The organism is Bacteroides sp. K03 (genome assembly GCF_019734355.1).
In the GTDB taxonomy this organism is placed as follows: domain Bacteria; phylum Bacteroidota; class Bacteroidia; order Bacteroidales; family Bacteroidaceae; genus Bacteroides; species Bacteroides nordii.
In genome coordinates, this window is sequence record NZ_JAASHC010000022.1 from 1 (window position 1) to 13,158 (window position 13,158).

4 protein-coding genes and 2 pseudogenes are annotated in these 13,158 nt (G+C 39.3%); all 6 read right to left on the reverse strand.

The window, feature by feature from the left end:
• Positions 1-166: 166 nt before the first annotated feature.
• A pseudogene (locus HCG69_RS14490) lies at positions 167-343 on the reverse strand (glycosyl hydrolase family 43); the annotation flags it as partial.
• A gap of 56 nt (positions 344-399) precedes the next feature.
• The gene (locus tag HCG69_RS14495) at positions 400-3,408 is read right to left on the reverse strand and encodes a chondroitinase family polysaccharide lyase (RefSeq protein ID WP_221650618.1); all 3,009 of its coding nucleotides are present in this window, start codon (positions 3,406-3,408) and stop codon (positions 400-402) included.
• 16 nt (positions 3,409-3,424) lie between these two features.
• Positions 3,425-5,932: a glycoside hydrolase family 3 N-terminal domain-containing protein gene (locus tag HCG69_RS14500; RefSeq protein WP_221650619.1), complete on the reverse strand. Its 2,508-nt coding sequence runs from the start codon at positions 5,930-5,932 to the stop codon at positions 3,425-3,427.
• 98 nt (positions 5,933-6,030) lie between these two features.
• Positions 6,031-8,334 carry a glycoside hydrolase gene (locus tag HCG69_RS14505; protein WP_221650620.1) on the reverse strand — a complete coding sequence of 768 codons (2,304 nt, stop codon included), beginning with the start codon at positions 8,332-8,334 and terminating at the stop codon, positions 6,031-6,033.
• Between the two features lie 86 nt (positions 8,335-8,420).
• A pseudogene (locus HCG69_RS20730) lies at positions 8,421-8,837 on the reverse strand (glycoside hydrolase family 3 N-terminal domain-containing protein).
• A 257-nt stretch (positions 8,838-9,094) separates the two neighbouring features.
• Complete coding sequence (locus HCG69_RS14520) at positions 9,095-13,105, reverse strand: two-component regulator propeller domain-containing protein (RefSeq protein WP_221650621.1); 4,011 nt, start codon at positions 13,103-13,105, stop codon at positions 9,095-9,097.
• Positions 13,106-13,158: the final 53 nt, after the last annotated feature.

The window sequence follows — 13,158 nt, forward strand, 5'->3', positions numbered from 1 at the left end:
CGCCCAGCGGCAAGGGGCGGGACCACCCGTCCCGACGAGCGTTGGTTTTCAGTGTTTACAAACATAGTAACTATTATTTTATAAATGATTTAATGTTCTTTTGAGTAGTAGAGTTTTACTTTTCTAAGATCAGTTTGAAAAATTGCGGCTTTGGTAAAAATGACTTTTACTTCATAATCGGAATTACCATATTCCATGACCGTGTTGCATTTTCAAATCCTCCGGGACCATCCATCGTTGCGAAGAATATATAAGCCGGTTTACCATCCTCAAACAAAATGAAGGGACGTTCCAGTTGCCCTTGGGTAGTTACCGTACCATCCTCCCATTCCAGTGTTTTGGACAACAAAAGATACACAATAAATAGAAGGCCGTTTTTCATACTTAATCTCCTTCGTTTTATTTCTTATGAAGTTTAACTTCCAGGCTTGCTGCATCTGTGCAGGTAAACTCTAATACTGTTTTTTTAGTATCTGATGAGACTGTTTTACACCCGGGAGTTTCATTGATTTCCCATTTGCCTTTTAGTTCGATACGGACGGGGATCGATTGGCTTGGATTTCCTATCCAGGGACGGGAGTAAATACTGCGTTCGATGCGTTTTCCCTGCTCATCGTATATATCATCAGAAGGCCCCCGATAGAGTGCCAGGTCGGGTTGGCATACGGTAAGTACCGTTTCCTGCTTATGCTCGCGTAACATGATGAGACAGGAGGTATCTACCTTTTGTATGAGACCTTTCGGCAACATATCCGGAGTTTCAAATAAGATATAGGAAGTAGTATTACTCTTCAGATCGCGTACGATATGTGCATTACGATCTTTTTGAAGTACCTTATAAGATGGCTTTTTAGCGAAACTGCTTATCTCTGTCTGGGTTGTCTGGGGAAGAATCGCATATTCATAGGAGCCTCCTTTGGGTGCTTTGCCATGATCGACAGTTAGTGATACCCAGTCTCCTTCGGTTTTCTCTCCGGTATTTTGCTTACTTGAGTATTGCGGAAAGTTTTTTTCGAACTTGGCAATGACAGGAACATAATAACCTGTTCCGATGTGATCTATCCAGTACTTTCCATTTCCTTTGTAATTTTTCCAGAAATTGTGTTCGGCCTCATTTTTTACTGCAAGCTGGAAGATGGTTGTTTCTGTAGGATATTCATTGTTTGTATTTTCAATATCCGAGCCAAGGCATACAATCACTCCGTCAAAGAAATGAAAAGATTTACGGGCGCGGTGTGAGCCATTGTATTTATCATGTTCATGAAGCTTCATACCGAATGCTCCGTTCCGGTGTTCCTGTGAGATACCTCCTGCAAACGCTTCATCCGAATATAGCATTTCTTCATATCCCGAAAACACGTCTACATTAAGAATGTTGGCTTCCAGCTGATCTACCGGGAGATGAATGGCTGTAGTTCCTGGGATACGTCCCCAGTCAAAACCTTCTTCCTGCCATCCGCCGCTGGTAGACGATACCTCTTCTCCTTGAGGAGCAGTCATGATTTGCAGACTGCCGTGTGCCAGATAACGTCCGAAAAGGTTTGCACCACGATAGTGCTCGGCAGCCCATAGATAACGCGAATGACCGCGGGCTACTGCCGACCAGTTATTACGACGTTGTATGGATACACAAGCGTATCCCATTGCTTTATTTCCTTCAGGATCGGTTTCGGCATAGTATCCTTTATCTTTCAACACTTTTTCCTGATGATTGTTTTTTAAATCCCCTTTAATAAGACGTAAATAAGCTGTCGCCATTTCACGATCAATCTCATCGGTTCCATCGGGTGAACCGGCACGTGCCATAGTGGCATAATGGATGGGAGACAGTGCTTCCTTTCCACTGGGATGACGTCCGGACATAGATAAAGGCAAATGACGCTTATTACAGTAAAAACGCATCGTAAGTAATACATTTTTCACAATCTGATGTGCCTCGGGGGATACTGCAAACGGAGTACCATGCAATATATAAATCATATTGGTGACTCCTCCCAAGGCTCCGATTCCATAAGCCGGATAATTATTACAATGATGATAAGCGGAACCATCTTCTTTGAATACTTCGGTCAGTCCCTGAGATGGAAGACAACCATTATTAACCCAACGGGAGAAGCATTTCAGATATTGCACTTTCTCAGGCGTATCCTCCATAATCAATATCCCGGCAAGCCGGCCTACACTCAACGTGTTGAAAATGTCGGCATTCTCACCCTGGCTTTTAGGCATGTGAAACGTTTCGTTACACATCGAGTACCACTGCATGGTTCTTCCTGCCGCTTTCTGTCTTCCTGTTTCATGTAAGACACTTTTCATTAGGAAATAGGCTGTAAAGAAGTTACGGAAACTATATCCATGAAGCGTAAGGGTACCCAGACAACTTCCATAGTCCCATCCTTGGTCGGTCAGATGATCATACATAGCAAGAAACATCTGTTTCAATTCTTCTTTTTCCATTGGAATCAATGTATTGTTATAAGCTACAGCAATCCGATTCATCAGGTTAAAATAACCTACAGCATCCATATTAAGGGCTGCCAAGTTGTTCCAATCAGGTAAAATGCGTCTGAAAGCATTGCTTACGGCAGCCCCGTAATAGATGGGACGACCGATGACAGAACCGTTTTTATAGGTAATATTATACAAAGAGTAAGTATCTCTTAAAGTTTTCATTACATGCGGAGTAACTTCACTCGAAGGGCAAATGAGTCCGAGAAAACGTTCTTCAATTACTTTCATATGCTTCTTTTGAACGTCGCTGATTACGGTTTCAACTGGTATATCAGGAACTAACGTAGCACGTTTTGCAAATGATCCCCACGAACTGTTGGAGTTTTTATTGATAAATGGCACTTGGAGATCGGCAGTAGGGCAACGATGATCTATTTTAGCTGCTGTCAGGAGATGATCGATGTATAGTTCACCGGCAACACCGGGGGCCGTAATTCGTATTTCATTCATTCCTTCTTCAGGCTCTCCTTCCATATCTCTTTCGTAAATAACCCAGCCCGTACGCCATCCGTTGAAACCGAGCTTATACGGGAAAGAACAACATTCTTTACCGTTTTTCAGGAAAACGAAACGCAATTGTCCATTCACTGTTTCTTTTCCGTATATCCAAACCATAAAAGTTGACAAGAACTTATCGACGCCCGTCGGATCTTTCGGTTCAAAGCCAAGCTCTTTTTTTATTGAAAGCACTCCGTTGGGCTGAAATTTCCATAGTAAAGAGCTTTCCCCATCTTTATAATGATCGCTGGAAATAGACACTTCGGAATCAGAGGCCGTAACAAAAACAGGTACTCCCTGATCTTCAAATGACAGCAACCTCTCATGTTTAATAAATTGTGCCGGCACTGCCGTAGACATAAGCAGGTACAATATTAACAAAAAACTATTTTTTTTCATGTGTATAGATATATAATTACTGATTCTTATACTGATTCTTACCTTCTTTATCGGGGTCGCGCATCATCAACTTATGGTACGTGTCTTTAGTTACCACTTTCTCTTTTTTCTTATAAGTCTTTGCACCGTTGGTAACAAAAAAACTGTCTTCCAATCGGATATCTTCAATAGAGGCACCAATCATCACTTTGAATTCTCCCGATTCCACCACTTTCTGGTTTTGAAGATTAATGAGTTTCAAATCGTCCGGTACAATACTGAAACGAACCACTTTAGACTCGCCCGGTAATAGATGCACACGTTCAAAGCCACGGAGGTTCTTTTCATAAGTAGTAGTGGAGCTTATCACATCATTCAGGTAGAGTTGTACCACTTCGTCTCCCGCCACTTTTCCAGTATTGGTAATGCGACAGGAAATATTTACATTACCCGTCTTGGATTGTATACTATCGATAGCCAAAGCATCATATTCAAAAGTCGTGTACGACAAACCATACCCAAAGCAATAAAGTAATCCGCAAACACAGGCATTCGGGTAGCTTAATGGAGGCTCGTCATTAGCTCCCGGCTTGCATGGAACATTCATAGGTAATTGCCCTATCGATCGGGGCCAAGTACTATTCAATTTCCCTCCGGGATTATACTCTCCCATCAAGGTTTCCGCAATAGCCTGTCCGCCTTGTGCACCGGGATAAGGTGCGGCCAGAATGGCCGATGCATACCTGTCGGCATAATTAATGGTAGCCGGACGACCCCATATCAAAACCACTACTACAGGTTTTCCGGTTTCAATAACCGCCTCGAGCAATTGTTCCTGATGACCGGGTAAATCGAGGCTGGTACGTGTACGGCTTTCACCGGAAGTTGCTGTCCCGTCACCCAATACAAGTACGGCCACATCGCTTTGTTTTGCCAATTCGACAGCTTCGGCAATGCTTTCTTTCTCTTCTTTGGATAAGGGCTGCGGAAACAATTCGCTCTCAGGCCAACCTTCATTTACCAAACCAATACCTAACGTATAATTAACTTCAATGTTTTTTTTATCACAAATATTTTTCAAACCGTCATAAACACTTACAAAATGAAAATCCATCGGACCGTAGTGTGTCGGTACGTAATTGCAAGTATTGGCATTAGGCCCGATTAAAGCTATCTTCTTAATATCGGAAGATAACGGCAATGTATTATTGTCATTCTTTAGCAATACCATACATTCGCGTGATGCCTGCAAAGCAGTCTCCATGTGATCATCACATTTCAGCAAAGCCTGTGCTTGTACGGCATCACCGGTATATGGTTGATCGAACAATCCGATCCAGAACTTAACATATAGCACCTGAGAAACCAGCTCATCCAGCTTTTCGACCGACAATCGCCCCTCTTTTACTAAAGTGCGAATGTGATTGATGTATACATCCGGACTATCAAAACGGGTACGGACATTCAGTCCGGCCTGCAAGGCTCGTAAAGTAGATTCTTCCAAGTCTTCACATACATTGTGGAAGACAGTCATACGTTCAATGGCATAGCTATCGGAAACTACATATCCTTTAAATCCCATTTCACCCCGTAATTTTCGGGTCAGGAATTCATAACTTCCGGCTATCGGATCACCATCATAGTCATTCAGAGCGCACATCACACCGAGAGCACCGGCTTCCTGAAATACTTTACGGAAGGGATATTCGTGGATATAATACATCTCTGAAGGAGTAATGTGCGGATCTGTACGCGTGAAATACTGTCTGGCAGCCTTACAATCGCCATAACCGACAAAATGTTTGGGAGTTGACACCACGCGCTGGTCCTGGATTCCTTTCGCCATTTCCACTCCCATACGTGCCACCAGATAAGGGTCCTCACCAATCGTTCCTTCAAAACGTCCCCAACGCTGATCGCGAACCACATCCAGAATGGGAGCATATACATTGGTATATCCCAGTGCGCGTGCTTCTTTACCCTGAATAGCCCCTTGTAAATAAGCTATCTTTTTATTCCAAGTACATCCTAACGCATTCATAGACGGGAAACTGGTGGCATGCCGGGCAGCTAGACCACGAATGCCTTCATTTGTAAAATCCACAGGTATGCCTAAGCGGGTGTACTCAACGAAAAAGCGCTGTGTTTCGCGGATGGCATTTGCCATATTGTACGGAGAAGAATTTTCCTTGATCATCGGCTTGAGAGAAATATGCTCATCGATATTGCATATTCCGTCTTTGAATATCATATTTTTCCATTCGGCCGTAGGCAGACTGTCTTTCAGGCATTTGCGATGCCCATAATAAGTAGCCAATTGGCAAGTCTTCTCTTCCAAAGTCATCTGTTTCAACAGGTCCTTGATACGATTCTCGATCGGTTGTTTCGGATCTTCATAAACATCGAGTTTTCCATTTTTATTAAAATCGATCCAACCTTTATGATACATTTGTTTTTTAGGAGGATACAACTTTGTTGATTGAGCCTCCACCCAAACTGCCGTCAACAAGAGTGAAGACAGCATTACTAATTTAAGTTTCATCATACTATATATTTTGTACATTAATAATCACTATATACCTACACATCTACATATAAAAGTAATCAGATATAGTAGAAGGGAGAACAGCAAGCACTATGTCTCTACTTCCCTGACAAATCGAAATACAGAACTCCATTTCCCGCCGTCGCCACATAAATACGTTGCTGGTTGGCATTGGTAACAACAGATAGAAACCGGGCACAACCTATGGAATAATCATATATATCTTTCCACGAACCGCCATTATCGTAGCTAATCCATAAAGCGGTATCAGTATCTCCTAACGGATGATTAGAGCAACCCAGCGCCATTAGTTCTCCACCTTTCTCATCACGATTTATCGACATAGAAGATGCATTACAATTCTTGTTGCCTCCCAATTCTATTTGTTGCCAGGTGATTCCAAAGTCACTGCTTTTCCATAAACCTTTATTCCAAAATCCGGCATAAACAACTCCTGCACGATATGGGTCGGCATAAACAAATTGCAATATCTCATTTTTCTGTTTGTCAAAAGGAAGTCCACCTCCTATATTTTCCCAATTATTTCCTCCATCAAGCGTGCGATAGATTCCAGTGGTCCATTCCCCGGCATATATTACACCTGCTTGTTGAGAATCAATGGCCAACATTTGCCCTGTACCACATCCATTTTTATATTGATGATTCACAATTGGAGTTAAGTCCCTATCAATCTTAAATTCATCTTCAGGAACCGATTTCAGATTAATAAAGGGATTAGTGTCAGTTGTATTCCATGTTTCTCCCCAATCATTCGAGACATAGACACCAGGATGATATTGCGAATTGGAATCTCCCTCAACATATGCCCAAAAACGCCCTTTTACAATAGGATCTTCCTTTATATCCTGAATAAAATTTTTATTTTCCATCTCCCACTTCTTCTCCGCACTCTTTCCATTATCTTCACTCTTGTATAATCGAATGTACTCTCCCTTTCTCTCATCTACAAAAAGCAACAGGTCTGGATTGAACCGAGACAGACAGACTGTACGTGCCGGACCGTAATTAGCAGGAATAGTTGAAAAGGTTTTGCCACAGTCGGTAGATAGAGCCGGAGCGTGGTCACATACCCCTGAAATGAGTTGATCGGGACGGGAGGGATGCTGCAACAATGTCTCGCAACAGATAATTCCAATTCCCTTAAAATAATTGCCACAATAGTTTTTGCCTAGATCCTCAGTAACCGTTATCCCCCACCAGTTGGCAATGTATAGTTTGTTTGGATTAACGTTATCCGGCAGAATATGCGATATGCGCGAATCACCCAACCTTCTGGTATCATTTCCATGCCAAGCGGGGAAACATGACAAATTTTCAGAACTACAATTTGGAGAAATTAATTGCCAAGTACGTCCCTTATCGGCAGAACGATAAATGGGAATATCTGCCTTTCCCGATGGTATCATCTCAGCAGCATAGAATACGGACGGTTCAAGGGAAGATTGTACCAAAGTACGATAACAGTTTTCTGATGGTAGATCGGAGATGAGTTTAAATGATTTTCCACCGTTCTCGCTACGATATACTCCCACATCTGCCGTAAATAACACAGTGTTTCCATGATCAGTAACAATTATCTCATATATAGCAGCTAATTTATTACTCTCATATAAAACTTGCCAACTTTCCCCGCAGTCGTTTGACGTATATATACGAGTCTTTTTATTTCTCCTAAAATCTTGTAGTGATTTGGGATCTTCGCTAAATCTATAAGATTTAGGATCATTACTATATTTATCGGAGATTGTACACACATAAATACGATTATCACAGAATTGTACAGAAGACATACGCTCTCCTTCTAACCCTTTGCAGGTCCATGTCTCACCATTGTCATGGCTCATCCAAAGGCCTTTGGAGAAACTTCCTGCTACGACCTCACCTTTTCTGTCCGGATTGAAAACAATAAGCTCTCCAAACATACGTGTCGGGCCATTACCGTAATAATCGAGTCCATCTTTTACAAGATACCAACTTTCTCCTCCATCATCAGAACGGTGAATACGTCCTGTGAAGCGAAAACTGCGCACATCACCGGATGCGCGTAGCAGTCTTTTATTATCGAATGGATCTATAGCGAGAGAATGGCAATAATGATCACTCATCTTATTCATACCGGAATTCTTTACAGCCCAGCTTTTACCACCATCCACACTCTTAAAAATACCGGCAACATCACTTCGAGCATACAGTATATTACTATTCAGAGGATCTTGTACAATACCGGTTATATATCCACCACCACCCATATCAGACTGATAAACAGTGATATTCTGATTCCCTTTTTTATAAGTACTAAGTTTCACAGATGAAACCTGACTATAACTTAATGATGAATAGCAAGTCAACAACACTATTATTAAAAATGATTTAGACTTCATATTTCTATATTTTATTCAAATTACAACCAACTGTATCCTATTATTCACTTATACTTTCCGATCTATTAATCTTACAAAATCAATTGTTAATTAAAGATATAGCTTTTACCTTCAATTGCATTGTATGTAGCCATCAATGACTTGGACTTCGCTTCTATAACAGCTGCCCGATAGGGTACCATATGTAATTCATGTAGTTCTCTTTCGTTCAAAGCGATATTCCCGGTATCACATCCTCCATCTGCTACGAAATCTGTTAAAAGATGTTTGGGATTACAGATTACTCCGTTCCCCTGTACACCTTTTATAAATTCAACACCAAATCAAGCTGCCAAATAAGAATCTTCCCCGTACGTCTCTTTCATTCTTCCATGACGCGGATCACGTGCAAGGTCTAAAGTTGGAGATAATACCTGACGAATCCCCCGACTATAGGTCTCTTTTCCAATAGCATTTCCTATCCTACGGATCAAATCTAAATCCCAAGTACCAGATAGTACAATAGGCTGTGGATAGGGCCATGTAAAGCTTCATCATTAATTATAACAGGAATCCCCAACCGGGTTTCTTCAATTGCTACTCTTTGAATTTCATTCTTTATCGTATTTTAATTTACTGCCATTTGCGAATATGCAAAAATACACATAGGAAAAGATTAAGAACACCTGTGTCAGTACAAAACAGGGGTAGGATAAGTACAAAATCACCCATTTCAACGATATTGCATGAGATTAAAGCGTATTATAGAACTAAAATCATTCTAATCATCTTTACGGTAATTTAGCGGAGCTACATGGTATCGGTCTTTAAAGCATTTAGTAAAATATTTGGGAGAACTAAATCCAAGTCGATCCGATATCTCCGAAATAGCTAATTCCTGACTAGATTTGAGCATTATAGCAGCTTTCTTGAGACGGTATGTCATAATAAATTCATAAGGCGTTTGTCCCGCAATGGCTTTCATCTTGGTGAAAAGTTTGGTACGTGCCATCCCAAGCTCAGAAGCAAATGAGTCCATATTGAATTCAAAATCATCCAAATGCTGCTCTACGACCGCTACTGCTCTATCTAAAAATTCTTTATCAAAGGCATTTGTTGCAAGCACCTGAGCCATAGCCTGAGGCTGTTTGCTGAATTTTTCCTGAAGCATAATCCGATTATTGACAAGATTATTGCATCTGGAAAGAAGAATATTAACATTAAACGGTTTTGTGATATAGTCATCCGCTCCTATCCGTAATCCTTCCAAATTATTTTCTACGGTTGTTTTAGCTGTTAGAAGAATAACCGGAATATGGCACGTGTCTAAATCTTTTTTTATAATCTGACATAATTCAATTCCGGACATCCCCGGCATGACGATATCACTAAGCACAATGTCGGGCATCTCACTACGTAATATTTCCAATCCTTCCAACCCGTTCGAAGATGATAGAACCATATAAAACGGTCTAAAAATCTGAATTAACATATTTCTCAAAGAGAGATTGTCCTCAATAATCAATATCTTAACGCTACTCGTATTTACTTCCTCTACATTATTATCAGAAGATACTGCATCTTCCTGTAACAAGAGTGATTGGAATGACTCCGGCATAGAAATTTGTCTTAAGTAATCGATATTTTCCTCCTTTTCACCGATCTGTTCTTTCTGAAAATGATTATTTCCAATCTTAAGATATATGCGAAAAGTCGTTCCCATTCCTAATCCTTCACTTCGAACTTCAATTCTACCATGATGTAAATCAACAATACCTTTTGATAGAGCAAGTCCAATGCCTGTCCCCTGAAATGAAGAATCTTGATCTACTTGATAAAACCTATTAAATATTCTATCCATATCTTTCGGAGCAATGCCGACACCGGTATCGATAATTTCAATAACAACTTCCTCGTTCTCCTTCTGAATCGAAATTTTGATATCTTCACCTTCCTTCGTATACTTAAAAGCATTTGAGATGAGGTTGTTGAATACTTTATGCATCTGTTTGGGATCAAACCAGACTTTCAAGTCGTCTACTTCTTTACAGAATTGAAAATGAATACGCCTATGTAAGGCATATTCATTAAAAAGTAAATAGTGCTCATATAAAAAACTAACTATATTACTCTCAACTACCTTAATCTTCAAATACCCTTGATCTTGCTTTCTAAAATCAAGTAGCTCGGTTAGTAGCTCTCTTAGATGCAAGCAACTTTTGTATATACTTAAAATTTTATTAAATCCGCCCGGAACCAGTGAACGTGTTTGTAGAAGTATCTCTATCTGTCCGATAATTAATGTCAAAGGGGTTCGGAATTCATGTGAAATATCTGTGAAGAAACGCAACTTAGCCTGATTTAGTTTCTCAAGATCTTCTGTATGCTTTTTCTCATATTTAAGAGATTCTTGCAATTCAATACGCTTTTTATACACGCGAACCAGATAAAAACTTAAAATTGCCAGGCAAAAAAAGTAAGCCGAATAAGCCCATATCGTTCGGTAATAAGGAGGTAAAACTTCTATCTCCAAACGGCTTTCTGGTACCAAACTACTATTTTCACCTTGAGCCTTCACTACAAGGACATATTTACCTGGAGACAAATTTTCATAGGTTACTGTATTTTTACTACGCATACTTGTCCATGATTTGGAAAATCCCTCTAAGAAATACACAATATCCTCTCTGTAAGAAGGCAGATAGTCAGTAAAAGCGTATTCGATATCAATTCTGTTTTGATGGGATTTTAATACAATGCGCTTAGTTAAAGACAAACTTTGTGATAAAATGCCGTCTTGACCATTGACAGCAACTTTCTCTCCATTAATAAAAAGTTGATAAGGCAAAATGGAATATGAATGAAAAACAGGTTTAAGGCGTTCGGGCTTAAAAGAAAACATACCGTCTACTCCCCCAATGAATATTTCTCCATCACTTGTTTTACATAACGATTTCTTCCTTACATCAATCATGGGAAGTCCATTTTCCTTGCCATAGTTCTCTGCCCGTTTTTCTTTTAAATTAAAAATCGAAAAACCGTGGTCAGTAGTTAGTAACAACTCATCTTGCGAAAGTTCACATATATTATAAATGATATTACTGGCAAAGTTATTATTGCGTTTATCAAAATTCTCAAAACTGTCGGTAAGAGGGTCATATAAGTCAAGTCCGTTCTCATTTGTACAAAACCAAAGTCTTTTCCGGCTATCTTCAAAAATATGGTTGATAACCGTACTACTTATGCTATTTGCTTTGGGACTTGAAACATATCTTTTCAACTTCTTTGTAGAAAAATTATAGGCAAAGATACCTTCCAACTCGTCACTACCTGTAATCCACAACACTCCCCGAGAGTCGATTTTCAATTCAATAGCTGAATGTAAGCCCGAATCGTATAATATTATTTCTCCTTCTGTAGTTTCTGAATCAAACATGAATATGCCTCGGTTAGTAGCCAGTATTAATTTGTTTTGATATGGAACTATCGTTCGAATTACATTTGACGGTAATGATTTACTATCGTTCGGATCAGATAAATAATGAGTAAAATGTCCTGTAGTAATATCCAGCTTATTCAATCCACCCAAGTGGGTACCAATCCACAAAACGTTTCTGTTTCTATCGTAAAAAAGTGCCTTGACATTATTATGCGACAGGCTATTCGATACTTTAGTGGACTTATACCAAGTAAATGTATTTGTTGTCCTGTCGAATTTATTAAGTCCTCCACCTTCCGTACATATCCATAAATGATGCTCTTTATCTTCAATAATTTGCCCAACAACTTGGAAGCTAAGTCCTTCTGATTCAATTAAAGATGTATTATACTTTGTATATATCTGATTATTCGGATTAAAATAATTGATTCCGCCATAATAAGTGCCGGCCCAGATCGTACCTTGCTCATCACACAGTAAACTCCATATGGAAGGGTATGAGAGCGCTGTCCTTTTATCACTTTTGGTATAACTTGTAAAAGTTTCCGTTTCGTTATGATATAGATTTAAACCATTAAATGTCCCGACCCAAATATTTCCTTTTTTATCTTCACAACATTTATAGACAAAATCAGAGCTGATCGAAGACGGATCATCCGTTTTGCAACGAAAGTTTTTAAGTGTTTTTCCTTGTAACATATACAAACCATGTTCCCATGTTGGAATCCAAAAACGCCCGGAGCTATCTTTCAACAAATCACAAACTCGTGCATGAGGAATCAAATGGTTTATTTTACTATCTTTACCTACTATATAAATTCCTTTATTCATAGTACCAATCATAATTGAATCGTTTTGCAAACAAATATGATTAATTAATGCGTCTTTATCCGGTAAACTATAATAAAGTTCGAACTCTTTACCATTATATTGATAAATAGAATTCTTCATACTGATATATAGTGCCTCTTTATAATACATGCCTAATACATTATTATAAATTAAGGTCGTAAAGGTTTCTTTTTTTATATCAAACGCAGATACCCCTTTACTCGTCATAAAAAAGACAGTCCCTTTCCTATCGCCTACAATCTGGGCTACATGGTTATAATGCAAGCTGTTTGAATTGTCTTTATCGTATTGATAGACATTAAAGTTTCTTCCATTATATAAATTAACACCATTACGTGTGCCTATCCATATGAATCCCCGTTCATCCTGATACATAGACATGACCGAATTATTAGATAAACCATCCTCAGTAGTAAGATGATTAAACGAAATTTCTTCTCCCACTCCCTGTAAAGAGAAGATGAAAGAAATAAAGATACTTACTAATAATCTTTTATGCATAAGTTTATGAGAGTAGATCAGGTATTAATTCATACTAACTATACAATTTTAAA

What these genes read in the sequence shown, in the direction of transcription:
- HCG69_RS14495 (WP_221650618.1), bottom strand. Translation starts at nt 3,408, where the DNA reads ATGAAAAAAAATAGTTTTTTGTTAATATTGTACCTGCTTATGTCTACG.
- HCG69_RS14500 (WP_221650619.1), bottom strand. Translation starts at nt 5,932, where the DNA reads ATGATGAAACTTAAATTAGTAATGCTGTCTTCACTCTTGTTGACGGCA.
- HCG69_RS14505 (WP_221650620.1), bottom strand. Translation starts at nt 8,334, where the DNA reads ATGAAGTCTAAATCATTTTTAATAATAGTGTTGTTGACTTGCTATTCA.
- HCG69_RS14520 (WP_221650621.1), bottom strand. Translation starts at nt 13,105, where the DNA reads ATGCATAAAAGATTATTAGTAAGTATCTTTATTTCTTTCATCTTCTCT.